Genomic DNA, 23,247 nt, shown 5'->3' on the forward strand with positions numbered 1-23,247 from the left:
GACGACGAAGGAGGACACCAGGTGGAGCCAGGGACGGAGCGGGCGACGGAGCGGCCTCGGCAGCGGGTGCAGGTCCGCCCCCTCGAGGTCGACGAGCTGGACGACGCGGCCGCGCTGCTGGGGCGCGGCATGGCCGACAACCCGATGCACGTGGCCGTCTACGGCGGTGACGACGCGAGCCGGGAGCGAGCACACGGCCGGTTGATGGGGGTGCTGCTGTCCATGTCGCCTGCGACGACGGTCGACGCCGCCGTACGCGACGGACAGCTGGTCGGGGTCGCCGCCGCCGCGCCGCCGGGCCACTGCCGCCCCGGACCGGCGGCCCGGCTGGCGCTGGTGGGGTGTGCCGCCGCACTCGGACCGCGGGTGGCCGTGCGGCTCGTGGCCTGGAGCCGGGGCTGGGCGGCGCACGACCCCGCCGAGCCCCACGTCCACCTCGGCCCGGTGTCGGTCGACCGCGGGCGCCGTGGCGAGGGCATCGGGCACGCCCTCCTGACCCACCACGTCGGGCACCTCGACGCGGCCGGCCTGGTCGGCCACCTCGAGACGGACCGCCCCGAGGCGGTGGGTTTCTACCGCAGGTTCGGGTTCGACGTGGTCCGGGAGCACGAGGTGCTCGGCGTGCGCACGTGGTTCATGCGCCGCGAGCCGGCCCGACCGGTCCCGGCCGGGAGCCGGCGGTGAGCCTCGCAGGGCCGGTGCTCGGTCGCCGGCGCTTCCTCGGCGTGCTCGGCCTGGGGGCAGCGGTCTCGGCGCTGCCCGCGTGCGGTGCGGACTTCTCCGAGCCGCGCCGCGCCTGGCGTCCCCTCCGCCCGCTGCGGGTGCCGGAGGAGGTGCGGGTCGGCGCCGGTCCGGTCCGGCTCACCGTCCAGCGGGGCACCACCGCGATCCTGCCCGGCACGCGCACGCCCACGTGCGGCGTCAACGGCAGCTTCCTCGGTCCGACCCTGCGGGTGCGGACCGGCCAGCAGGTGCGCCTCGACGTGGTGAACACCCTGGACGAGGTCACCACGCTGCACTGGCACGGCATGCACCTGCCGGCCCGGATGGACGGGGGACCGCACCAGCCGATCGCGCCCGGCGCCACGTGGTCGCCCCGCTGGACGGTGCAGAACCCGGCGTCCACGCAGTGGTACCACCCGCACACCCACGGCCAGACCGCCCGCCAGGTCTTCAGCGGCGTCGCCGGCCTCATCGTCGTCGACGACGACCACGCCGCCGCCCTCAGCCTGCCGGCCGAGTACGGCGTCGACGACCTCCCCTGCATCCTGCAGGACCGCACCATCGAGGACGACGGGTCGATGCCCTTCGAGACCGACGCGAGCTACGGCCAGATGGGCACCGACATGCTCGTCAACGGCACGATGGGCGCCTACGTCGAGGTGAGCCGCACCGTCGTCCGGTTCCGGGTGCTCAACGCCTCCAACGCCCGGCTCTACAACCTCGGCTTCGCCGACGACCGCGAGTTCACGGTGGTCGCCGGTGACCAGGGCCTCCTGCCGCAGGCGGTCCGGCTCTCGCGGCTCCGGCTCGGCCCGGCCGAGCGGGCGGAGCTCGTCGTCGAGCTCGAGCCCGGCGAGGTCGTCCGGATGACGACGAAGGCCGGCAGCGCCACGATCGACCAGGGCGACTTCGACCTCCTCGAGGTCCGGGTGGCAGCCGACGCCCGGCCGGGAGCCGCGGTGCCGACCGCGCTCGGGGGAGCGGCCCCCGTGGTGCCGCCGGCCGGCGCCACCGTCCGCCGCTTCGCGCTCAACGGCCACTCGGCCATCAACGGCAAGGAGATGGACATGACGCGCATCGACGAGGTCGTGCCCGCCGGTGCGGTCGAGGTCTGGGAGGTCGAGAACACCTACGAGGTGCACAACTTCCACGTGCACGGCTGCGCCTTCACGGTCATCGACCGCGACGTCGTACCACCTCAACCGTGGGAGACCGGGCGCAAGGACACCGTGCACCTGCCCGAGGGGTCGACCGCCCGGCTCGCCGTCCAGTTCGGCCCCGACACCGACCCGGACAGCCCGTTCATGTACCACTGCCACATCCTCCGGCACGAGGACCTGGGGATGATGGGCCAGTTCGTCGTCGTCGCCCCCGGCACCGAGGACTCGGTGTGCCGCACCATCGACGCCCCCGACCTCGCCGCCCACGACCACGACCACGGCGACCACGACCACGACCACGGCTGACCCACCGGCCCGTCGAGACGTCACCTCTGGCCTGTTGAGTGGTCACCTGTGGCGCGTTGAGACGTCACATCTGGCGCGTTGACTGGTCACCTCTGGCCCGTTGACTGGTGACTTCCGGCGCGTCGGGTGGTCAGGCTGTCGTCCGACCGCGGCGGTGACGTCGCGCGTGTCGGTGGCGAGAAACCGACATGCCCCGAAGCCACGTCTCGACGTGCCAGAAGAGACGTTTCGACGTGCCGGAAGTGACGTCTCGACGTGCCGGAAGTGACGTCTCGACGTGCCGGAAGTGACGTCTCGACGTGCCGGAAGTGACGTCTCGACGTCCCGGAAGTGACGTCTCGACGAGGGGGTGGGTCAGGTCGCCTCGGTGCTGGCGAGCGCGCGCAGCGCGACGTCGAGGGCGTCGGCGTCGTCGCAGGCGACGTCCGGCACGATCCCGACCTGGTCCCAGTTGGTGCCCGTGCGCGGGTCGATCGGTGCTCCGGTCGGCACGTAGACGTGGAAGCCGGAGCGGTCGGCGAAGAGCTCGACCGGGTTGGCCGCGCCCACCGTCGTACCACCGACCACGGTGGCTCGGGACAGGGTGCGCAACGTGTAGGCGAGGCTCTCGGCCGCCGAGGCCGTGCCCCGGTTGACGAGTACGACGACCGGCACGTCGTCGAGGCGTGGCGCGTCGGGGTCCGGGCGGGTCCAGGCGACCAGGTCGGGGTGGCCGGTGCTGCGGAAGGTCACCACGTGCACCGGCGTGGGGCCGGTGAACGGGGCGAGCAGGTACTCGACCATCGACGGCCAGCCGCCGTCGTTGTCGCGCACGTCGACCAAGACGCCGCGGGCGCCGGCGAGCCCGGCCAGCGAGCGACGGGCCAGCGCCGCCGAGGCCGGGTCGTCGAGGTCGTCGAAGCGAGTCACCCGGAGCACGCCGACCTCGCCGTGGCGCTCGACGGCCATCGCCGGTCCGACGTCGGGCCGGGAGGCGACCAGCTCGAGGCGCTCCGGCTCGCCCCACGTCACGGTGAAGTGGCGGTCGCGCTCGCGCAGGTGCCGGGTGAGGCGGCGGGCGAACCGGTTCGCCGCGACGACCCGGTCCGTGGCCGGGAACGCCCGGAGGTGGGTCGCGTGCGCCCGTCCGGCGTCGGGGAAGACGTAGTGCCCCTCGACGAGCGCCGCGAGGCCGTCCAGCACCCGTCGCTGCTCCGTCCCGTTCAGGAACGTCGGGTCGTCGGGCTCGCCGCGCCCGTCGTGGTCGGGGCGGTCGTGCGGTGTGGCTGCCACGGTGCGTCCTTCCGTCGGGGTGGGGCCTCCACGCTAGACGCGGAACGAGCTGTGGGGGACCCGTGCGGGATCGGCCGGGAGGTCGCCGCGGGGCGACGCCGGTGTCGCCACCGGACGACCCGGTGCGGCCTCCCTCGGATCCGATGTGATCGATCGAAGTGCCGGATGCGGGGGACGTCCGGGTGCGACGTTTTTCCAGCCGCGGGCAGGGGCCCGCGGCGGACCGGCCGCCTCCTCTCCCGGCGGCCCGCACCGGAGGGACACCCCGTGATCATCAACAAGCGCATGCTCGCGCTCGGCGCCGTGGGGGCGCTGGGCCTGTCGGCCGGACTCGCCGGGATGGCGTCCGCCGACGACATCTCTGCAACGCACACCGCCTTCGTCACCAACGGCGGGATCAAGACGCTGACCGCTGTCGCCGGCTCACCGGTGACCGTCGGGCTCGAGATCCAGCCCACCGGCGACGATCCTGACGACAACCGGGACAACGGTTGCAACCTCGCGGGCAGCGGCAGCCAGCTCGTGCTGGGTGTGACGCGGACACTCGAGTCCGACCCCGCTGTCAGCATCGCCGACCTGCCGGCGAACGTGACCTTCGGCCAGGGGTGCGGTGGCAGCAGCCTGACCTTCACGCCGTCCACGCCCGGCGAGGTCACGCTGACGTTCCCTGTCACCGGCCTGACCGCCCAGCCGGGCGTGGAGGAGGACGACTTCAGCACCTCGGGCGCGACCTTCAAGCTCGTCGTGGTGCCCGCCGACGTCGAGGTGGCGGACGCCGACGGGGACGGCGTCCCCGACGCGGAGGACAACTGCCCGGACGTCTCCAACGCTGATCAGGCGAACGCCGACGGGGACGCGCTGGGCGACCTGTGCGACCCGAACTCCAACGCTCCCGCGGCCGGCGACCTCGACGCCGACGGCGCGAAGGGCCTCGAGGGTGACACCCTGACGGCCAGCGGCTCCTTCACCGACGCCGACGGCAACGACACCCTCACCCTGAGCGTGGCGGCCGGCACCCCGGGCTCGTTCACCGACAACGGCGACGGCACCTTCGCCTGGTCGCTCCCGACCGACGACGACGTCGCCGAGGGCACGGTCACCGTGACCGCCACCGACGGCGAGCACGCCACGGCGGAGCTCTCCTTCGGGTACGGCGCGACCAACGTCGCGCCGTCCGTGACGGCCTCGTCCACCGCGACGGCGGCGTGCACCACCGAGCTGACCACGGCGTTCACCGACCCGGGCACCGCGGACACGCACGCCGCCACGATCAGCTGGGGCGACGGCTCGACCGAGGTGGTCGACCCGGCCGTCTCCGGCTTCAGCGCCTCGCACACCTTCGCCGGCAACGGGACCTTCACCGCGACCGTCACCGTCACCGACGACGACGGCGGCACCGGCAGCGACAGCGCGGACTTCGCCACCAAGGTGACCCCGAGCGGCATCCTCCAGCCGATCAACGCGAACGGCTCGCAGAGCACCTTCAAGATCGGCTCGACCATCCCGGTCAAGATCCGGGTCACCGGCTGCGACGGCGCGGACGTGACCTCCGTGACCCCGGCGGTCTCGCTGGCGAAGATCGGGTCCGACACCTCCGGCGGCGTGATGGAGGAGTCGGTGTCCGCGCCGGCGACCAACGGGCTAGCGATGCGCTGGTCCGCGACCGACGCGCAGTACATCTACAACCTGTCCACCAAGGCGGCGCAGACCAACCAGGGTGCCGCCCTGTCGGCCGGGGAGTACCGGGTCCGCGTGAGCGACCCGAGCTTCTGGGCGCCCGCCAGCGCGGACTTCATGCTCAAGAAGTGACCGCCTGAGGCGGCGCAGCACGAGGGGCCCGGCACGTCCGCCGGGCCCCTCGTCGCGTCCGGCTGACCGGATCAGAGAACAAAAATCGTGGTCGTGACGTAACTCTCGTCGCGGCGCGCGGTTGATCGGTCGAAGCCGCCCCCGCTCGGGTCGGGGTCACCGTTCATCACGTCCGGAGATGGGGCCCATGCGCCGACTGCTCACCGCCCTCGCGACGGTCGTCGTGCTGCTCGTGCCGGCTGGCACGGCCGCGGCCGGGACCGAGGACTACCCGCCCACCTTCCCGTCGAGCTGCAACATCAACGCACCTCAGGTGGCGGTCGGCCAGCGGGTGCACCTCGTCATCGAGGTGGCAAGCAATTCGAACGTGCCCGAGGTCGGCACCGTCGCCCTCACCGTCTCCACGGTGGACGCCCGCGCCGCGCGGGCCGCCCGCGTCGCGCCGCGCGCGGTCGTCTGGACGCGGTCCGTGCGCTACGAGGGCACCCCCCTCGAGGTCGTCGGGCCGGAGCTGCCCCGCGGCCGCTACCGGGTGACGATGGCCTTCACCCCGGACAATGCCGAGCTCGTCGGGTGCCGCAACGCCGCCGTCCTCCGGGTCGGTGGGGGCGGCGGTGACGACACCGGCGGCGTGACCGAGCCCGGCGCGCTGCCCAACACCGGCGGCCCGCACCTGTGGCTGCTCCTCGCCGGGCTCGGCCTGGTCGTGGCCGGCGGCGGCCTCGCGGGCGGCAGCCGCCGTACCCGCCTCGCCTGAGCACCCGGCCCGGCGTCCCGCGTTTCGGGCCGATCCCGTGACGCCGGCGGCAGCATGCCGTTGGATGGTGTGGGAGCTGGATCCGGGACTTCAGGAGGGACACGCATGCCGCAGGTCGACGCACCGGAGGAGTCCGGGGACGCGGGCCGCGTCCGCCGACGCCGCCGCCGTCCGGTGGACCCCGACGCCGACGGCACGCAGCCGGCCTCGCCCCGGCGCCGCATCTCCTTCTGGCTCGGCTGCGGCCTGATCGCCGCCGGCCTCGCCGTGCTCGCGTGGGTGGCCTGGCAGTTCTGGGGCACCAACTGGCAGTCCGGTCGCAAGCACGAGGAGGTGCGCAGCTCGCTGCTCGACGGCTGGACCGACGGCCAGGACGTCGTGCGCACGGACTTCGGCAACGCCAGCGCGATCCTGCGCATCCAGCGGTTCGGCAAGGACTACGCCGTGCCGGTGCTGGAGGGCTCGACCGACGAGGTCCTCGCCGCCGGCGTCGGCCACATGGAGGACACCGCCGATCCGGGTGCCGCCGGCAACTACGCCCTCGCCGCGCACCGGGTGACGCACGGCGAGCCGTTCGCCGACTTCCCCGAGCTCGAGCCCGGCGACGAGATCATCGTCGAGACCCGGGCCGCGACCTACACCTACGTCCTGGACACCGGGGGAGAGGACCTCATCATCCCCTTCACCCAGACCTGGGTGCTCGACGAGTCGCCGGCGAACCCCTCCGGAGGGACCGAACCACCGGCCCGGGTCGACGGCAAGCCGAACGACCACATCATCACGTTGCTGACGTGCTCGGAGATCTTCCACACCGACAACCGCTCCGTGGTTTTCGGCCATCTGGTGGAGACCTCTCCCACGAATCGCGGCTGACCCACTAGGATCAAGCGCAACGCACTTCCCGTCATGGGGTAACGAGCCGGGTCGTTGCATGGGGAAGGCTCTAGGAGGAAGTAGTGCTGAGAAAGCTCGTCGCGCTCACCGCGCTGTCCGTCGCAGTCGCCGTGGCGCCTGTGACGACCGCGTCCGCGGAGCCGTACACACCGAAGATCCCGACGGAGACGCAGATCGTCGTCGTCGACGCGCAGGTGGGCAAGCCGGTCGAGCTGGAGGTCAGCGCGAGCGCCAACTACCCGACGCCGCCCGAGGGTGACATCAAGGTCCAGGTCCTCGCCGCGTCCAGCACCGCCCGCGGTGCGCGCGCCGTCGCCGCTGCGCCGTTGTTCACCACCACGGTGCACTTCGTCGACGAGGCCGTCGCCGTCACCGGTCCTGCGCTCCCGCAGGGCCGTTACATCGCGACCGCCGCGTTCACGCCCGACGACGCGGGCCTGTTCCTCCCCTCCGACGCGAGCACCGCGTTCCGCCTCGGAGCGGGTGCTCCCGACGACGGCGACGACGGCGGCCTGCCCGGCACGGGTGGCCCGAACCTGATGTGGCTGCTGCTGGGCACCGCGCTCGTCGGCGCCGGTGCCGCCGGGGTCGGCTACGGCCGACGTCGCCAGCAGGGCGCCACCGCCTGACGCTGCACCACGTACGACGCTCCGGCCGCCCTCGGGCGGCCGGAGTCGTTTCCGCCTGCTCCTGACGCTGCTCCCGCCTACAGTGGAGTGGTCGTCACCCGACCGACCCTCCGGAGGTTCCGATGCCCTCTCTGCGTTGCCCCTGCGACACCACCCTGCGCGGCGAGACCGACGACGAGCTCGTCGAGAAGGTCCAGGCGCACCTGGCCGCCGAGCACCCCGGCCGCGAGTACTCCCGCGAGGAGATCCTCTTCATGGCGATGTGAGCCGTCGGCCCACCGCCACCCGCCCCGGCAGGCCGGTCAGGTCAGCCGGGGCAGGTCGGACGCCCTCGAGGTGAATTGCGGCGTCCGCTTCTCCCGGAAGGCCGCCACGCCCTCCTTGCCGTCGCCGATCGAGGTCCAGTACATCGCCAGCGAGTCGGTGAGGTGGGCCTCCAGCGGCTCCGCCGCCGCGCTGTTGCGGTAGAGCATCTGCTTGGCCAGGCCCAGCGCGACCGGCGATCGGTCCTTCACGAACGACCGGGCCAGCTCCTGCGCCGCCGGCAGCAGGTCCTCGGGCGCGTGCACGCTGCGCACCAGCCGGCCCGCCAGCGCCTGCTCCGCGGAGAGGATCTCGGCGGAGTAGACCCACTCCAGGGCCTGCTGGATCCCGACGATGCGCGGCAGGAACCAGCTCGAGCAGGCCTCGGGCACGATGCCCAGCCGCCCGAACACGAAGCCGATGCGGGCCTTCTCCGAGGCCATCCGGATGTCCATCGCGAGCGTCATCGTCGCGCCGATCCCGACCGCCGGGCCGTTGATCGCGGCGATGACCGGCTTCGGCAGCGCGTGGATGGCGAGCGTGACCTTGCCGCCGGTGTCCCGCACGCCCGTGTCGAACGGCTCCTCGTCGTACGACGCGCGGAACTGCTCCGGCGTGGGCCGCAGCGACTCGTCGAGCCCGAACACGTTGCCGTCCGCGCTGAGGTCCATCCCCGCGCAGAACGCCCGCCCCGCGCCGGTGACCACGACCGCGCGGACCGCGTCGTCGCGGGCGTCGGTGAGGAAGACCTGCTCGAGCTCGCGCGCCATCGTCAGGTCGAAGGCGTTGAGCGCCTCCGGCCGGTCGAGGGTCAGGGTGGCCACGCCGTCGGCGTCGACCTCCCAGGTCAGGGTCTCGTACACGTGGATTCCTCGGTGGCTACTGCGGCGGGAGGCCGGTGGGGGTGCACAGCTTGCGGGTGATGTCGTCGGTGCGGTCCTCGGCGATGATGTCGAAGAGCTGCTTGGCGCGCTCGTCGTCCCACGTCGCGTCGCCGCCCGCGAGCGGGACGGTGCAGGACTTGCCCTTGTCGGTCATCGCCAGCGCCCACTGCCCGGCGTCCCAGGGGCCCATGCCCTCGCCGAAGCGGAAGAAGTCGGGCACGGCGCTGTTGAGGCGCCAGTAGCGGACCGGGTTGATGACCGACCACGGCGAGAGCACCTTGTCGCCGACCGCCGCGACCACCTCGCGCTGCTGCTGCACGCGGGCCAGGTCGGAGATCGGGCTGTACTTGCGGGCCCGGGAGTAGGCGAGGGCGGTCGCGCCGTCGACCTCCTGGCAGCCCTTCTTGACGTTGAGGCCGGCAGGCCGGTCCCGGATCCGCTGCTTGGGGCAGATCTCGATGCCGCCGACGGCGTCGACGACGCCGACCAGGCCACCGAGCCCGATCTCGACGTACCCGTCGATGCGCAGGCCCGTGGCCTGCTCGAGCGTCTGCACGAGCAGCGGCGTGCCGCCCTTGGCGTACGCCGAGTTCACCTTCGACCGGCCGTGGCCGGGGATCTCGAGCGGGGAGTCACGGGGGATCGACACCAGCGTGGTGGGGCCGTCGCCGGTGTGCAGCAGCATGATCGTGTCGGTGAGCTCGCTCTCGAAGTCACCGGTGTTGAGCCTGCGCCGCTCCTCCTTCGACAGGCCCTTGCGCGAGTCGTTGCCGACGAGCAGGTACGTCGTGCCGGGCTGGTCGCCGGGTCGCTCGCCCTTCGGCTCGAAGTCGACCTTGTCGACCTTGGTCCACGTGAAGACCGGGACCGCGACGAGGAAGACCAGCCACACCACGAGCAGCAGGAGGACGAGGCGCACCCACGTGCCGGGACGCTTCCAGCGGCTGCGCTTCGGGGCCCACGGCGGCGGGGCCGGCGGCCCGCCCGGCTCCGGTCGGGCGCCGTACTGCTCGGCGGGCGGGAGGCGGTCCGGCTTCCGCGGCGGCGACACGCCGTCGCGCGGCTGCACCGGCAGGCGGCGGGTGGGCTCGGGGTCGTCCCCACCCTGGTCGGGACCCGAGCCGTACATCCAGTCGAAGTCGCCGTCGTCGTCGCCGCGTCCTGCCATGCCCGTGACGCTACCGTTTGGGGGTGGACGAGATCGTGGCGGCACGCACACCGTCGTACTCCCGGATCGAGCTGGCGAGCGTGACGTCGCGGGCCCAGGCCAACCTGCTCGGCAACATCCACGGCGGCGAGATCATCAAGCTCGCCGACTCCACTGCGGGCGTCGTCGCGCAGCGGCACAGCGGGGGACCGGCGGTCACCGCCGCCCTCGACGAGATGGCCTTCCTCGAGCCGGTCCGGGTCGGCGACATCGTGCGCACCTTCGGCCAGATCAACTGGGTCGGGACCTCCTCGATGGAGATCGGGGTCCGCATCGAGACCCAGCCCTGGGACGCGACCACCGAGCTGCGCCACATCGGGTCGGCCTACTTCGTGTTCGTGGCGATCGACAGTGCGGGTGGGGCCCGCCGGGTGCCGGCGCTCGAGCCGGAGACCGAGGACGACCACCGCCGGATGCGCGAGGCCGAGATCCGTCGCGCGCACCGGCTGGCGCAGCGGCAGGAGATCGAGGCCGCTCGTTGGTCCTGACGCTTCAGGCGCCGGCCGCGACCTCGGTGAGCGCCGCCGCGACGGCGTCGACCGCGGCAGGGCGCGGGGGAGCGCCGTACGTCGACAGCTGGACGTGCCGCCGCGCCGCGAGCTCGCGGGTGGCGACGCCGCGGTGCTGGTGCGCCCGCAGCGCGAGCCCGGGCAGCACGGTGACGCCCAGCCCGGCGGCGACCAGCGACTGCACCGCCACGTAGTCGTCGCTGGCGAACGCGATCGCGGGCGTGAACCCGGCGTCGGCGCACAAGGCCAGCAGCTCGCGCCGGCAGCGCTCGCAGCCGGTCACCCAGGGCTGGTCCGCCCACCGGGCGAGGTCGACCGCGCCCGGCCCGGGGCCCGCGGCGGCCGGCGTCACCAGGTGGAGCGGGTCGTCGAGCACCGGCACCGAGGTGACCTGCTCCGGCTCGGGCTGGTCGGGGTAGGCGAAGGTGAGGGCGAGGTCGACCGACCCGGCGCGCAGCAGCTCGTAGGCCTCGGGCGGCTCGGCCTCCGTCAGCTCCAGCTCGATCCCGGGGTGGCGGTCGGCGAGCAGCGCCAGCGCATCCGGCACCAGCGTCGCCGAGCCGGACGGGAAGGCCGCGAGGCGGACCCGGCCGGCCTGCAGGCTGGTGGCCGCGGCCAGCTCCGCCTCGGCGCGCGCGAGCAGGCCGAGCACCTCCTCGCCGCGCCGGGCGAGCAGCACGCCCTCGGGCGTGAGCCGCACGCCGCGGCCGACCCGTTGCAGCAGCACGGCGCCGGTCTCCGCCTCCAGCCGGCGCAGGTGGTGCGAGATGGTCGGCTGGCCGTAGTGGAGCTCGGCAGCAGCCGCGGAGACGGACCCGGTGCGGTGGACGGCCACCAGGGCCTCGAGCCGGCGGAGGTCGATCATGGCGTCGAGCATAGATCGACGGCATCGATGATTTCGAGCGATGAAGACTATTGGACCGATAGGTGCTCCGACCGGGAGCATGGGCGCATGGCCGCCGACCTCCCCGACCTGTCCTACGACGACGTCCTGCGCGCCGCCGAGGTGGTCGCCCGCGAGCTCCCGGCCACCCCGCTGCAGTCGCACCCGCTCCTCGACGCCGCCGTCGGCGCCGAGGTCCTGGTCAAGCACGAGCACGTGCTGCCGACGGGCTCCTTCAAGGTCCGAGGCGGCGTGCACCTCGCCTCGACCCTCACCGACGCCGAGCAGCAGCACGGCCTGGTCACCTGCTCGACCGGCAACCACGCGCAGTCGGTGGCGTACGGCGCCCGGCTGGCCGGCGTACGCGCCGCGATCGTGATGCCGTCCACCGCCCCGGCGGTCAAGCAGGACGCGGTCGCGGCGCTCGGCGCCGAGGTCGTGGTCCGGGGCGAGACCCTGGGCGAGGCCGGTGCGGCGGCCCGCGAGCTCGCGGCGCGGTCCGGGGCCACCTTCGTGTGCCCCACGGACCCGCGCATCGTGCTGGGCCACGCGACGGCGTACCTCGAGCTCTTCCGGCAGGCCGCCGACCTCCCGGTGCCGCTGGCCGCGGTGCTGGTGCCGATCGGCAGCGGCACCGGCGCGGCCGGCGCCTGCCTGGTCCGCGACGCGCTCGCGCCCGGGACCCGCGTCGTGGGCGTGCAGTCGGCCGCGGCGCCGGCGGGCTGGCGCTCCTGGCGCAGCGGCACCATCGAGACCGCGCCGGCGACGACCCGCGCCTCGGGACTGGCGACCACCACGGGGTACCCGCTGCCGCAGGGGATCCTGCGCGGATCGCTGGACGACTTCGTCCTCGTCGACGACGATGTCATCGACGAGGCGGCCCGCCTCCTCGCGACGCGGGCGCACACCCTCGCGGAGGGTGCCGGAGCCGCCGCCCTGGCCGGTCTGCTCTCCCCCGGGCGGTCGGGGCGGTCCGGGCCGGTCGCGGTCGTGTGCACCGGCGCGAACGCCTCCGCCGAGGAGATCGCCCGGCTGGGCGCCGCGTCCCCGGCCGCCTGACGCGCCCGCCGCCGTCGGCGACGCCCTGAGGTCGTCGTCACCGCGCGCCCCCGGCGCGTCGCCACCCGTGGGACGCATGTGACTGGTGATACTTGGCCCGTGGCAGGGGATCGCATGCTCGTCGCCGAGCGGGCCGCGCGGGTGCGCTTCCGCCGGGCGCTGACGCTCATGGCGTTCACCCTCGTCGTCCCCGGCTCCGCACAGCTCATCGCCGGCAACCGCAAGGTCGGCGTCGTCGCCGTACGCGTGTGGCTCGCGACCCTCGCCGTGGTCGGCTACCTCGCCGTCCGGCTCGCCATCGACAGCACCTATGCGCTGACGCTGACGCTGAGCCCGACCTTCATGCTCATGGTGCGGCTCTACCTGATCGCCGGCGCGATAGCCTGGGCCGCACTGTTCGTCGACGCGTGGCGCATCGGCCAGCCGCTCAGCCTGCGGCTGCAGCACCGCCGCGCGATCGTCGGGGTCAACGGCATCCTCTGCTTCTCCATCGCCGGCACCATGCTCTTCGGCGCCCACCTCGCCGCGGCGCAGCGCGACCTGCTGCTGCAGTTCGTCGACGGCGAGCTCGGGAAGGCCAACGACGGTCGGTTCAACGTGCTCCTCCTCGGTGGTGACTCCGGCGCCGACCGGTGGGGCCAGCGCCCGGACTCGCTGACCGTCGCCTCCATCGACGCCACCACCGGCAAGACGGTGATGATCGGCCTGCCGCGCAACATGCAGAACTTCCGGTTCCGCGAGGGCTCGGTCATGGACGAGCAGTTCCCCGACGGCTTCGACTGCGACGAGTGCTACCTCAACGGCGTCAGCACCTGGGCCGAGGACCACACCGACCTGTTCGACTCCGACACGCCCGGCATCGACGCGACCGTGATGGCCGTCGAGGGCATCACCGGCCTCGACCTGAACTACTGGGTCATGGTCAACATGAAGGGCTTCCGCCGCCTGGTCAACGCCTTCGGTGGCGTCACCCTCAACGTGCGCGACCGGATCCCCGTCGGCGGCCTCGGCTCCGACGTCACCGGCTACATCGAGCCCGGGCGCCGCAAGCTCACCGGCTACGAGGCGCTGTGGTTCGCCCGGTCCCGCGAGGGCAGCGACGACTACTCGCGCATGGCCCGCCAGAAGTGCGTGATGACCGCGCTGCTGACCCAGGTCAGCCCGACGCAGGCGCTCACCAACTTCCAGGAGATCGCCCAGGCGTCCGCGGCGATGATCCGCACCGACATCCCCGGCGGCGCGCTCGACGACTTCGCCAAGCTCGCGCTGCGCGCCCGGGAGCACAAGGTCGCGACCGTCTCGCTCGTCCCGCCGCAGATCGACACCGCGCACCCCGACCTCGACAAGGTGCACACGATGGTCGAGAAGGCCATTGCCCGCTCCGAGGGCCACGGCGCGGAGAACGGCCGGGGCAAGAAGCGCCCCGCGAAGGTCACCGGCGGCTCGCTCGGCTCGCGCGACGACGGCTACGTCGCCAACGAGACCGACGACGTCGCGGCGGCCTGCTGAGGTCCGTCGTACCGGACTTCCTGGCCGTTCCTGCTGCTTCCTGACCGTTGCAACGGTCAGGAAGCGACGGAATCACCACTGGGGAGGTGATTCCCGCACCGCCTCACACCGGCAGCGCCGCCACCACCGCGTCGTACGTCTCCCGGTCCGGCGCGGCCACGATCCCGCCCTCGAGCAGCCGGGGGACCAGCGGAGCGCCGTCGTGCCCGCCGATGGTGCCGCCGGCCTCGGTGAGGATGAGCGCGCCGGGCAGGTGGTCCCACGGCATGCTGCGGCTGTAGAGCAGCGCGGCCGCGTCACCGGCGATCAGGTGCGGGTAGTCGACGCCGCAGCAGGCCCAGGTCAGCTCGAGCGTGCCGAGGCCCCCGAGCTCCTTGCCGACCCACTGCCGCCGCGCGGTGCGGTACGGCGCGGTGCCGGTGCCGGACACGGTCAGCCGCTCGCCGTTCAGCCACGCGCCGGCGCCGCGCTCGGCGACGTACGAACGCTCGTGCTGGGGCTGCCAGATCCAGCCGCGGGTGATCTCGCCGGAGACCACCTCGGAGACCATCACGGCGTGGTCGGGGGAGCCGTTGACGAAGTTCTTGGTGCCGTCGACCGGGTCGACGGTGAACGCGTGCGGGGCGTCGGCGAAGGCGTCGATCAGCCGCGCGTCGGCCGACATCGCCTCCTCGCCGAGCACGAGCGCGTCGGGGTAGGCCGCACGCAGGGCCGCGGTGATCAGCGCCTCGGACTCGTGGTCGGCGACGGTGACCAGGTCGCCGGGGTTCTTCTCGCTCACCTGCTCCTCGCCGAGCGCGCGGAAGCGGGGGTTGATCACCTCCGCGGCGACGTCCTGGAGCAGGGTCAGCACGGCGGCGGTGTCCACGCGGCCACGCTAGTGGATGCCCGGGAGGCGGGAGGCATCCGGGACACTGGGCCCATGCGCTTCACCGAGCACGAGCTGACCGCAGCCCTCAACGGGGTGGCGAAGCAGCTGCTGGCGTCCGACCGGAAGCTGCGCCGCAAGGGCGTCGACCCCGAGACCGCCTGGGCCGAGATGGACCGCTACCAGCGGTTCCGGATGCTCGACGCGCTCGGTGACCAGGTGCTGCCCGTGCTGGTCGCGCTGCCCGACGTCGACGTCGCACCCGGCACCCGCCCGACGTACGACGACAAGGTGGTCTCCGAGGTCGTCTCCGGCCTGCTGGGGGAGGGTCGGGGCCGGGTCCGCCGCGCGGCCGAGGTCAAGGCGCGCACCGCCCTCGTCCAGCTGGCCCTGGCCAGCATCCCGCCGCGGCTGGACCCCGACGCCCTGCTCACCGGCGAGTCCTGACCGGCCCGACCCGCTCGACCGGCCCCGATCGACCCCGGCCGGTCCGGCGGGCCCGGTCACGAATCCGGCTCCGACCCGCCCGGCCAGTAGGGTGACCGCCGTGCGCGTGCAGGCAGTCGTGGTGACCTTCAACAGGTTGGCGATGCTGCAGCGGCTGGTCCCGAGGCTGCTGGCGACGCCCGGCCTCGAGCAAATCCTCGTCGTCGACAACGCCTCCACCGACGGCACGGGGGAGTGGCTCGCCGGGCTCGGCGAGGACCTGGTGCGCCACGAGACGCTGCCGACGAACACCGGCGGCGCGGGTGGCTTCCACCACGGCCTCGGCTGGGCCGTGCGCGAGGGCGCCGACCTGGTCTGGTTGATGGACGACGACGGGCTGCCCGAGCCCGACTGCCTCGAGCTGCTGCTCGACCGCGTCGAGCGCGACGGCCTCGAGTTCTGCGGTCCCGCCGTGCTGTCGGAGCAGGACCCGGGCCGGTTGTGCTTCCCGATCCGGCTGCCCGGCAGCACCCGCGTCGTGCACGAGATGGCGTCCGTCGAGGCTGCCGCGCGCGACGGCCTCATCGAGGGCGTGGTGATCCCGTTCAACGGCGTGCTGGTCACCCGCGAGCTCGTCGAGCGGATCGGGCTGCCCCGCGAGGAGTTCTTCATCTGGGGCGACGACGTGGAGTACCTGTGGCGCGCCGAGCGGGCCGGTGCCCGCATCGCCACGGTCGTCGACGCCCACTTCCTGCACCCGGCCACCGACGACCTCGGCACGCCGATGATGCTCGGGCGCACGACGTACAACCACACGCCCAGCGACCTCAAGCACTACTGCATGGCCCGCAACAACACGCTCAACCTGCGCGCCTACCGCGGCTGGGTGCACGTGCTGCTGTTCTGGCTGAAGACGGTGTGGTTCTACCTGTTCACCAGGCCGCAGCCGGCGCGGATCCCGCTGAGCGCCCGCGCCGCGCTCGCCGGCCTGCGTGGTGACTTCACCGGCCACCGGAGGTACCTGCGATGACCCGGGCGCAGGAGCAGGTCGCGGTCGTCGTCGTGACCTTCAACCGGGCCGACCTGCTCGAGCGCATGCTCGCCGGCCTGGCCGCGCTGGAGCGCGCCCCCGACGCGGTGTTCGTCGTCAACAACGCCAGCACCGACCACACCCGTGAGGTCCTCGACCGCAGCACCCTGCCGGGCCTGGTCGCGATCCACACCACCGAGAACCTCGGCGGCGCGGGCGGCTTCCACCTCGGGCTCCGGACGGCGCACGAGAAGGGCTACGACGTCATGTGGCTGATGGACGACGACGTCGTCCCGGCCCCCGACTGCCTCACCCGGCTGCTCGAGGCCGACGGTTCCTGCCTGGTCGCAGTCCGCGAGGACCTCACCGGCGCGCTGGTGGAGAAGGCCGCGGTGCGCTTCGACCTGCGCAACCCGCTCGCGATCCGTCCGAAGACGGCCAGCGTCGACTCGACCTGGGCGACTCGCGCCGAGATGCCGCCGACGGTCGAGGTCGAGAACGTGGCCTTCGAGGGCTTCCTGGTCCGCCGCGAGGTGGTCGACCGGATCGGGTTGCCCGACCCGTCGTACTTCATCTTCTACGACGACGTGGACTTCGCCATCCGCGCCCGCCGCGCCGGCTTCCCGATCCGCGCCGTCCGCGACGCGGTCCTCGTCCGCCAGCTCTCCTTCGACCAGCAGCACGACCTGGCCGGGTGGAAGGGCTACTACATGTACCGCAACCTGTTCGCGGTGCACTTCCGGTACGGCGAGAACGTGCTGGTGCGCCTCAAGCCGTGGCTGGTCGCGCTCGTCGTCGTCGCGCTCAGTCCCCTGCGGGGTGGTCGGGCAGAGGCGCGGAACGTGACGCGAGCGCTCCGGGATGCCCGGGGGATGCGGACTCCGCCGTCACGCTGACCGGCTCACCCGCCGGCTCCTCGACCCGCTCGGGCACCAGCCGCGCCCGCCAGCCGATCCGGTTGCCGGTCGCCATGCCGGCGATCCACACCGCGGCCGCACCGAGCGCGAAGCCGCCGAGGACGTCGACCACGAAGTGCCAGCCGAAGTAGACCGTCGAGACGCAGGTCAGGGCGAGGAACACCCACGACGAGACCCGCACCCAGCGCGGCAGGCGGACCAGCTCGACCACCAGGCAGATGGTCACCATGATCCCGACGTGCAGGGACGCGAACGCGGCGACCGTCTGCAGGGTGCCGGCGGCGACCGGGTCGGCCATCACCGCCACGCGGTCGGTCCACAGGCTCTCCTGGAGCTGGCTGACGTGGGTGCTCGGCAGCGAGGCGAAGGTGCGCGGGTCGGAGTAGATCGGGCCGACGGTCGGCAGCAGGACGTAGAGCACCGCGCCCAGGGCCCAGTCGACGGCCACCGCGGTGACGAACCACTCGCCGGCCCGCGTGTGCCTGGTCCAGACCAGTGCGATCGCGATCGACACCGGCACCAGCGCGATCCAGATGATGTAGACCGCGGACAGGACGTGCGCGGCGATCCCGGTGCCGAACCACGCGTGCAGGGTCGCTGCCGGGTCGTGGCCGGCGAAGAGGAACCGGTCGATGTCGGACAGCGGGGCGTCGTAGATCTTCTCGTGGACGAACGGCGCCATGCTCTTGACGTTGCGGAAGGCGGCGTAGCAGAGGTACCAGGCGATCACGCCGTTGAGCGCGAACTTCCAGTGCGCCAGCGGCCAGCGCTCCCGCACCACGGTCCGGCCGGTGCTCCCCAGGCGGCGCAGCCAGCCGCCGCCGGGGCGGCCTGCGGCCAGCAGCGTGCGCGGCACGACGTCCAGCGCGATGGCGCCCAGGACGATGGCCGGGAAGCGGATGTACCCGGGCAGGACGTTGTCGGGGTCCCGGATCGGGATGTCCTCGACCAGCGAGAACACGACGGTCAGCACCGCCAGGCCCAGGCCCGCCGCCCACGCCAGTGCGAACGTGGGAGCCGTCCGTCGCGTGGTCTGGTGGTCTTTCACCAGAACAGGATATTGGTCACGTTCCTCCGCGCGTGCACGCGCGCCAGATGTGTCCGGCAGCGCTCACGTCCGTAAACTCACCCTCCGTGACCCTCCCTGCGTCGAACCCCGACCTCGTCGTCGTCGGCTCCGGCTTCTTCGGCCTGACCATCGCCGAGCGCTGTGCCGCCGACCTCGGGCTGAAGGTGCTCGTCATCGAGCGGCGCTCCCACCTGGGCGGCAACGCCTACAGCGAGCCGGAGCCCGAGACCGGGATCGAGGTGCACAAGTACGGCGCCCACCTGTTCCACACGAGCAACGAGCGGGTCTGGGAGTACGTCAACCGGTTCACCGCCTTCACCGGCTACCAGCACCGCGTCTACAGCACCCACGACGGGCAGGTCTACCCGCTGCCGATCAACCTCGGCACGATCAACCAGTTCTTCGACGCCGCCTACAGCCCCGCCGAGGCGCGTGCGCTGATCAAGGAGCAGGCCAGCGAGCTGGGCGACAAGGAGCCGGAGAACTTCGTCGAGAAGGGCATCTCGCTCATCGGCCGCCCGCTCTACGAGGCGTTCATCGCGCACTACACCGCCAAGCAGTGGCAGACCGAGCCGGAGAAGCTGTCGGCCGACATCATCTCGCGGCTCCCGGTGCGCTACACCTACGACAACCGCTACTTCAACGACAAGTACGAGGGCCTGCCCGTCGACGGGTACGCCGCGTGGCTGGCGAGGATGGCCGACCACCCGAACATCGAGGTGGTCCTCGAGACCGACTTCCTCGCCGACGGCATCGCCGAGCGCTACAAGGGCAAGGTCCCGATCGTCTACACCGGGCCGGTCGACGAGTACTTCGGCAACTGCGAGGGCCGCCTGTCGTGGCGCACGGTCGACCTCGAGCCCGAGGTCCTCGAGGTCGACGACTTCCAGGGCTGCTCGGTGATGAACTACCCCGACCCGGACGTGCCGTTCACCCGGATCCACGAGTTCAAGCACTTCCACCCGGAGCGGTCCTACCCCGAGGGCAGGACGGTCATCGTCCGCGAGTACAGCCGCTTCGCCGAGGAGACCGACGAGCCGTACTACCCGGTCAACACCGCCGAGGACCGCGAGAAGCTGCTGAAGTACCGCGACCTGGCCGAGCGCGAGCCGATGGTGCTCTTCGGCGGCCGCCTCGGCACCTACAAGTACCTCGACATGCACATGGCGATCGCCTCCGCGCTGTCCATGTACGACAACAAGCTCAAGCCGCACTTCGCCGACGGCGCGGAGCTCAAGAGCGGCGGGGTGGACGCATGAGCCAGGCCCCGACCACGGGCGGCACCGTGCGCCGCCTGCTCCAGCGCCAGATCCTGCCGATCGACCGCGACCCCGACGTGTTCGCGCTCTACGTCGACCTGGCCGACCAGGACCTCGACGAGGACAAGTACGTCGTCGGCGGCAGCCGCGCCGCCCGTGAGCTCAACAACACCAAGATCCGTCAGGCCAACGGCGCCAGCGACCGGCTGCGCGTCGACCAGGTCCTCGACCGCACCCGCCTGCGCGTCGACGCCGACCAGACGATCAGCCTCGGCTCCTACTTCAACGCCTTCCCGGCCAGCTACTGGCGCCGCTGGACGGTCGTCGACCAGGTCCGCCTCGCCGTGACCGTCGAGGGCGCCGGCGCGACCGTCGTGGTCAACAAGTCCCTCGCCAACGGCAACAGCCAGCGCGTCGAGGCCGTCGAGTCCACCAGCGAGGGTCCGGAGACCTTCGAGTTCGACCTCACCCTCAAGCCGTTCATCGACGGCGGCTGGTACTGGTACGACGTCCAGGCCGGCGACCAGCCGGTCGTCGTCTCGGCCGAGTGGACCGCGGAGGTCCCGGCCGACCGTGCCCAGCACGGCACCGTCGACCTCGCCATCACCACGATGAACCGCCCGGAGTTCTGCTCCGAGCTGCTCGTCCAGCTCGGCGACGAGGACCTCACGCCGTACCTCGACACCGTCTTCGTGATGGAGCAGGGCACGCAGCTGGTGGAGGACGCCGAGGCGTTCCCGCAGGCGGTGGAGGCGCTCGGTGACAAGCTCCGCATCGTCAAGCAGGGCAACCTCGGCGGCTCCGGGGGCTACGCCCGTGGCCAGCTCGAGTCGCTGCGCAAGGGCACCGCGACGTACACGCTGCTCATGGACGACGACGTCGTTTGCGAGCCCGAGGGCATCATCCGCCAGGTCACCTTCGGCGACCTCGCCCGGCGGCCCACGATCGTCGGCGGCCACATGTTCAACCTCTACGCCCGCTCGCGGCTGCACAGCTTCGGCGAGGTCGTCCACCCGTGGCGCTTCTGGTGGAAGACGCCGGAGGACGGCTACCAGCAGTGGGACTTCTCCCGCCGCAACATCCGCTCCGCCCGCTGGCTGCACAAGCGCGTGGACGTCGACTTCAACGGCTGGTTCTCCTGCCTGATCCCGCGCGAGGTCATCGACCGGATCGGCCTGTCCCTGCCGCTGTTCATCAAGTGGGACGACGCCGAGTACGGCCTGCGCGCCCGCGCCCACGGCTTCCCGACGGTCACCTTCCCCGGGGCTGCCGTGTGGCACGTGCCGTGGACCGACAAGAACGACGCGCTCGACTGGCAGTCCTACTTCCACCTGCGCAACCGGCTCGTCGCGGCGCTGCTGCACTCGACCTTCCCGCGCGGTGGCCGCGTGCTGCGCGAGCTGTTCAACAACCAGGTCGCCCACCTCGTCGCGATGCAGTACTCCACCGCGGAGCTGCGCCTGCAGGCGATGGAGGACGTGCTGCGCGGCCCGCAGGCGCTCCACGAGATGCTGCCGACCCGGCTCGCCGAGGTGAACGCCACCCGCAAGGAGTTCTCGGACGCCCAGCTGGTCACCGACGTGGACGCGCTGCCGCCGCCGCGGATGGAGAAGCCGCTGAAGAAGGACCTCACCCAGGTCCCCAGCCGCAAGTCGCAGCTCATCAGCGCCGGCCTCGCTCCGCTGCGCCAGCTCAGGCGGCCGCGCCCGCTGTCGCGGACCAACCCCGAGGCCGTGATCCCCGCGATCGACGCCAAGTGGTACCGGCTCGCCGGCTTCGACTCCGCGATCGTGTCGATGAACGACGGCACCTCCGCCGCGCTCTACCGCCGCGACCCCGAGAAGTACCGCGACCTGCTCAAGCGGTCCGTCGACCTGCACGTGCGCTTCGCCCGCGAGTGGCCGCAGCTCGCGCAGCAGTACCGCGACGCGCTGGACGAGATCACCTCGCCGGAGGCGTGGGAGAAGACCTTCGCGCCCTGGACCGAGGGCAAGGCCGATGGCTGAGGTCGCGACCACCACCGCCCGTGAGGACGTCCCGCTCCGCTCGCCGTCGCCGCCGAGCGGGCTGTTCGCCGTCTTCCGGCAGCGGTACGTCCTCAAGCTGCTGGTCAAGCGCGAGATCAGCGCCCGCTACCAGGGCTCGTTCCTCGGCCTGCTGTGGTCCTACATCAACCCGCTGACCCAGTTCTTCATCTACTGGTTCGTCATCGGGTTCCTGTTCCAGCTCCACAAGGACGTCCCGAACTTCCCGATCCACCTGTTCGCGGCGCTGATCCTCGTCCACTTCTTCAACGAGACCTTCGCCGCCGGGACCCGGTCCATCATGCGCAACAAAGCGCTGGTGGTGAAGATGGCCGTGCCCCGCGAGATGTTCCCCGTCGCCACGATGCTGGTCTCGCTCTACCACGTGGGCCCGCAGGTCGTCGTCCTCGTCGTCGCCTGCCTGGCCAGCGGCTGGTCGCCCGACCCGCTGGGCCTGGCCTGCCTGGTGCTGTCGCTGCTGATCATCGCCGCGGTCGGGCTCTCCGGCGCGCTCATGTTCAGCGCCGCCAACGTCTTCTTCCGCGACTTCGGCAACATCGTCAACGTCCTGACGAACTTCGTGCGCTTCGGCGTCCCGATGATGTACCCCTACGCGATCGTGGAGGAGCGGTTCGGCCGGTTCGCCGACTACTACCTGCTCAACCCGCTCGCCGACGCGGTCATCCTCTTCCAGCGTGCCTTCTGGTACCCCACCCTCACCGACGGCGACCTCACCCGCCTCGAGGCCAAGGGCCACGTGGTCATGCCGGACAACCTGCTCCTCCACGGCGGCCTGGCGCTGCTGGCCTGCGTGCTGCTCCTCGGCATCTCGCAGTGGGTCTTCAGCCGGCTGGAGAACAAGATCCCGGAGCGCCTCTGATGGTTACCTCGATCGTCGCGGAGAACATCACCAAGGAGTTCACGCTGCGCTACCACCGGACCTTCAAGGAGGTCACGGTGGCCAAGGTGCGCGGTCACAAGACGAGCGACAAGTTCAACGCGATCGAGGACGTCTCGTTCACGATCGAGGAGGGCGAGTCGATCGGCCTCATGGGTCTCAACGGCTCCGGCAAGAGCACCCTGCTCAAGATGATCAACGGCGTCATGCGCCCCGACAAGGGCACCCTGCTGACCCGCGGCCGCATCGCGGGCCTCATCGCCACCGGCGCCGGCTTCCACCCCCAGCTCAGCGGCACGGAGAACCTCGTCCTCAACGCCGCCATCCTCGGCATGAGCGAGCGCGAGCTGAAGCGGAAGTACGACGACATCGTCGAGTTCGCCGACCTCGGCCGCACCCTCGAGGCCCCCGTCGGCCACTACTCGTCCGGCCAGAAGGCCCGCCTGGGCTTCGCGGTCGCCATCCACGTCGACTCCGACATCTTCCTCGCCGACGAGGTCCTCGCCGTCGGGGACAAGCCGTTCCGTGCCAAGTGCATGAAGCGGATGATGGAGATCCGCGACTCCGGCCGCACCCTCGTCTACGTCAGCCACTCGCCGGCCTCCGTCGAGCGCATGTGCAGCCGCGTCCTGGTGCTGGAGAAGGGCCGCCTCGGCTTCGACGGCGCCCCCAAGGACGCCATCCACTACCTGAAGTACGACGCTCCCGACGACGCCCAGAACGACCTCTCCGACGCCGAGATCGGCAACGACATCTGAGTCTTGCGCGAGCGTGTCGCCTGTCGAGGGCTGCGCGCAGGCCTCGCAAGCTCGGCCCGCACTTGCCCTCGACGCCGCTGGCGCGGCGGGCGCC

Annotated in this window: 23 protein-coding genes; 17 read left to right on the forward strand and 6 right to left on the reverse strand. The window is 72.1% G+C overall.

Annotated elements, in window-relative coordinates:
• Window positions 1-21: 21 nt before the first annotated feature.
• Both NOCJ54_RS0101180 and NOCJ54_RS23275 read left to right on the forward strand, forming a co-directional pair.
• Window positions 22-684, forward strand: coding sequence for a GNAT family N-acetyltransferase (locus tag NOCJ54_RS0101180; RefSeq protein ID WP_145726411.1), 663 nt, complete (start codon window positions 22-24; stop codon window positions 682-684).
• Window positions 681-2,189 carry a multicopper oxidase family protein gene (locus tag NOCJ54_RS23275; protein WP_198020047.1) on the forward strand — a complete coding sequence of 503 codons (1,509 nt, stop codon included), beginning with the start codon at window positions 681-683 and terminating at the stop codon, window positions 2,187-2,189. Before NOCJ54_RS0101180 ends, NOCJ54_RS23275 begins: the two co-directional genes overlap by 4 nt.
• Before the next feature lie 354 nt (window positions 2,190-2,543).
• Here NOCJ54_RS23275 and NOCJ54_RS27910 read toward each other — a convergent pair whose 3' ends face one another.
• A complete protein-coding gene (locus tag NOCJ54_RS27910; protein WP_028653988.1) occupies window positions 2,544-3,461 on the reverse strand; it encodes a S41 family peptidase in 918 nt (305 codons plus the stop codon).
• Between the two features lie 267 nt (window positions 3,462-3,728).
• Between NOCJ54_RS27910 and NOCJ54_RS23285 the strand changes: the two genes are divergently transcribed.
• The 5 genes from NOCJ54_RS23285 (at window position 3,729) to NOCJ54_RS28820 (ending at window position 7,816) form a co-directional block, all read left to right on the forward strand.
• Window positions 3,729-5,270 (forward strand): PxKF domain-containing protein, encoded by a 1,542-nt coding sequence (locus NOCJ54_RS23285; protein WP_028653989.1) that lies wholly within the window; start codon window positions 3,729-3,731, stop codon window positions 5,268-5,270.
• 187 nt (window positions 5,271-5,457) lie between these two features.
• Complete coding sequence (locus tag NOCJ54_RS0101200) at window positions 5,458-6,027, forward strand: LPXTG cell wall anchor domain-containing protein (RefSeq protein ID WP_028653990.1); 570 nt, start codon at window positions 5,458-5,460, stop codon at window positions 6,025-6,027.
• A 105-nt stretch (window positions 6,028-6,132) separates the two neighbouring features.
• Window positions 6,133-6,900: a class E sortase gene (locus NOCJ54_RS0101205; protein ID WP_084254847.1), complete on the forward strand. Its 768-nt coding sequence runs from the start codon at window positions 6,133-6,135 to the stop codon at window positions 6,898-6,900.
• 83 nt (window positions 6,901-6,983) lie between these two features.
• Window positions 6,984-7,550 (forward strand): hypothetical protein, encoded by a 567-nt coding sequence (locus NOCJ54_RS0101210; RefSeq protein WP_028653992.1) that lies wholly within the window; start codon window positions 6,984-6,986, stop codon window positions 7,548-7,550.
• Between the two features lie 122 nt (window positions 7,551-7,672).
• On the forward strand, window positions 7,673-7,816 hold the full coding sequence (locus tag NOCJ54_RS28820; RefSeq protein WP_084254848.1) for a DUF1059 domain-containing protein: 144 nt from the start codon (window positions 7,673-7,675) through the stop codon (window positions 7,814-7,816).
• 36 nt (window positions 7,817-7,852) lie between these two features.
• Here NOCJ54_RS28820 and NOCJ54_RS0101220 read toward each other — a convergent pair whose 3' ends face one another.
• Window positions 7,853-8,716 carry a crotonase/enoyl-CoA hydratase family protein gene (locus NOCJ54_RS0101220; RefSeq protein WP_036516336.1) on the reverse strand — a complete coding sequence of 288 codons (864 nt, stop codon included), beginning with the start codon at window positions 8,714-8,716 and terminating at the stop codon, window positions 7,853-7,855.
• A 16-nt stretch (window positions 8,717-8,732) separates the two neighbouring features.
• Complete coding sequence (locus NOCJ54_RS0101225; protein WP_028653994.1) at window positions 8,733-9,905, reverse strand: LCP family protein; 1,173 nt, start codon at window positions 9,903-9,905, stop codon at window positions 8,733-8,735.
• A gap of 23 nt (window positions 9,906-9,928) precedes the next feature.
• Between NOCJ54_RS0101225 and NOCJ54_RS0101230 the strand changes: the two genes are divergently transcribed.
• Window positions 9,929-10,432: an acyl-CoA thioesterase gene (locus tag NOCJ54_RS0101230; protein ID WP_028653995.1), complete on the forward strand. Its 504-nt coding sequence runs from the start codon at window positions 9,929-9,931 to the stop codon at window positions 10,430-10,432.
• 4 nt (window positions 10,433-10,436) lie between these two features.
• On the opposite strand, the gene NOCJ54_RS0101235 is transcribed toward NOCJ54_RS0101230, so the two are convergent.
• Entirely contained in the window at window positions 10,437-11,318 is an 882-nt protein-coding gene (locus NOCJ54_RS0101235; protein WP_028653996.1) for a LysR family transcriptional regulator, read from the reverse strand.
• An 87-nt stretch (window positions 11,319-11,405) separates the two neighbouring features.
• On the opposite strand from NOCJ54_RS0101235, the gene NOCJ54_RS23290 reads away from it, so the two are divergent.
• Window positions 11,406-12,395: a threonine ammonia-lyase gene (locus tag NOCJ54_RS23290; protein ID WP_036516337.1), complete on the forward strand. Its 990-nt coding sequence runs from the start codon at window positions 11,406-11,408 to the stop codon at window positions 12,393-12,395.
• 99 nt (window positions 12,396-12,494) lie between these two features.
• Window positions 12,495-13,904: an LCP family protein gene (locus tag NOCJ54_RS23295; protein ID WP_232221644.1), complete on the forward strand. Its 1,410-nt coding sequence runs from the start codon at window positions 12,495-12,497 to the stop codon at window positions 13,902-13,904.
• Window positions 13,905-14,007: 103 nt separating this feature from the next.
• Here the strand turns inward: NOCJ54_RS23295 and NOCJ54_RS0101250 are convergent, their stop codons facing one another.
• A complete protein-coding gene (locus NOCJ54_RS0101250; protein ID WP_028653997.1) occupies window positions 14,008-14,772 on the reverse strand; it encodes an inositol monophosphatase family protein in 765 nt (254 codons plus the stop codon).
• Window positions 14,773-14,826: 54 nt separating this feature from the next.
• Here NOCJ54_RS0101250 and NOCJ54_RS0101255 point away from each other — a divergent pair, with 54 nt between their 5' ends.
• The 3 genes from NOCJ54_RS0101255 (at window position 14,827) to NOCJ54_RS28825 (ending at window position 17,124) form a co-directional block, all read left to right on the forward strand.
• Window positions 14,827-15,219 carry a hypothetical protein gene (locus NOCJ54_RS0101255; RefSeq protein WP_036516342.1) on the forward strand — a complete coding sequence of 131 codons (393 nt, stop codon included), beginning with the start codon at window positions 14,827-14,829 and terminating at the stop codon, window positions 15,217-15,219.
• A gap of 100 nt (window positions 15,220-15,319) precedes the next feature.
• A complete protein-coding gene (locus NOCJ54_RS0101260) occupies window positions 15,320-16,228 on the forward strand; it encodes a glycosyltransferase family 2 protein (protein WP_232221645.1) in 909 nt (302 codons plus the stop codon).
• Window positions 16,225-17,124 (forward strand): glycosyltransferase family 2 protein, encoded by a 900-nt coding sequence (locus tag NOCJ54_RS28825; protein WP_084254849.1) that lies wholly within the window; start codon window positions 16,225-16,227, stop codon window positions 17,122-17,124. The genes NOCJ54_RS0101260 and NOCJ54_RS28825 overlap by 4 nt, the downstream gene beginning before the upstream one ends.
• On the opposite strand, the gene NOCJ54_RS0101270 is transcribed toward NOCJ54_RS28825, so the two are convergent.
• Window positions 17,033-18,193, reverse strand: coding sequence for a phosphatase PAP2 family protein (locus tag NOCJ54_RS0101270; RefSeq protein ID WP_145724523.1), 1,161 nt, complete (start codon window positions 18,191-18,193; stop codon window positions 17,033-17,035). The genes NOCJ54_RS28825 and NOCJ54_RS0101270 overlap by 92 nt on opposite strands.
• A gap of 86 nt (window positions 18,194-18,279) precedes the next feature.
• Between NOCJ54_RS0101270 and glf the strand changes: the two genes are divergently transcribed.
• From glf to NOCJ54_RS23300, 4 genes are read left to right on the forward strand one after another with little or no spacing between them, the layout of a single operon-like run.
• Window positions 18,280-19,473 carry a UDP-galactopyranose mutase gene (glf, locus tag NOCJ54_RS0101275; RefSeq protein WP_028654002.1) on the forward strand — a complete coding sequence of 398 codons (1,194 nt, stop codon included), beginning with the start codon at window positions 18,280-18,282 and terminating at the stop codon, window positions 19,471-19,473.
• Window positions 19,470-21,479: a glycosyltransferase gene (locus tag NOCJ54_RS0101280; protein ID WP_028654003.1), complete on the forward strand. Its 2,010-nt coding sequence runs from the start codon at window positions 19,470-19,472 to the stop codon at window positions 21,477-21,479. The genes glf and NOCJ54_RS0101280 overlap by 4 nt, the downstream gene beginning before the upstream one ends.
• Window positions 21,472-22,377, forward strand: coding sequence for an ABC transporter permease (locus tag NOCJ54_RS0101285; protein WP_028654004.1), 906 nt, complete (start codon window positions 21,472-21,474; stop codon window positions 22,375-22,377). The genes NOCJ54_RS0101280 and NOCJ54_RS0101285 overlap by 8 nt, the downstream gene beginning before the upstream one ends.
• The gene (locus NOCJ54_RS23300; RefSeq protein WP_036516345.1) at window positions 22,377-23,153 is read left to right on the forward strand and encodes an ABC transporter ATP-binding protein; all 777 of its coding nucleotides are present in this window, start codon (window positions 22,377-22,379) and stop codon (window positions 23,151-23,153) included. Before NOCJ54_RS0101285 ends, NOCJ54_RS23300 begins: the two co-directional genes overlap by 1 nt.
• Window positions 23,154-23,247 lie beyond the last annotated feature (94 nt).

The sequence above is a fragment of the Nocardioides sp. J54 genome, from assembly GCF_000519005.1.
In the GTDB taxonomy this organism is placed as follows: Bacteria; Actinomycetota; Actinomycetes; order Propionibacteriales; family Nocardioidaceae; genus Nocardioides.

Coding starts and splice junctions, on each gene's coding strand:
- NOCJ54_RS23300 (WP_036516345.1), top strand. CDS start 22,377: ATGGTTACCTCGATCGTCGCGGAGAACATCACCAAGGAGTTCACGCTG.
- NOCJ54_RS0101280 (WP_028654003.1), top strand. CDS start 19,470: ATGAGCCAGGCCCCGACCACGGGCGGCACCGTGCGCCGCCTGCTCCAG.
- NOCJ54_RS0101285 (WP_028654004.1), top strand. CDS start 21,472: ATGGCTGAGGTCGCGACCACCACCGCCCGTGAGGACGTCCCGCTCCGC.
- NOCJ54_RS28820 (WP_084254848.1), top strand. CDS start 7,673: ATGCCCTCTCTGCGTTGCCCCTGCGACACCACCCTGCGCGGCGAGACC.
- NOCJ54_RS23290 (WP_036516337.1), top strand. CDS start 11,406: ATGGCCGCCGACCTCCCCGACCTGTCCTACGACGACGTCCTGCGCGCC.
- NOCJ54_RS0101225 (WP_028653994.1), bottom strand. CDS start 9,905: ATGGCAGGACGCGGCGACGACGACGGCGACTTCGACTGGATGTACGGC.
- NOCJ54_RS0101255 (WP_036516342.1), top strand. CDS start 14,827: ATGCGCTTCACCGAGCACGAGCTGACCGCAGCCCTCAACGGGGTGGCG.
- NOCJ54_RS0101200 (WP_028653990.1), top strand. CDS start 5,458: ATGCGCCGACTGCTCACCGCCCTCGCGACGGTCGTCGTGCTGCTCGTG.
- NOCJ54_RS0101235 (WP_028653996.1), bottom strand. CDS start 11,318: ATGATCGACCTCCGCCGGCTCGAGGCCCTGGTGGCCGTCCACCGCACC.
- NOCJ54_RS28825 (WP_084254849.1), top strand. CDS start 16,225: ATGACCCGGGCGCAGGAGCAGGTCGCGGTCGTCGTCGTGACCTTCAAC.
- NOCJ54_RS0101205 (WP_084254847.1), top strand. CDS start 6,133: ATGCCGCAGGTCGACGCACCGGAGGAGTCCGGGGACGCGGGCCGCGTC.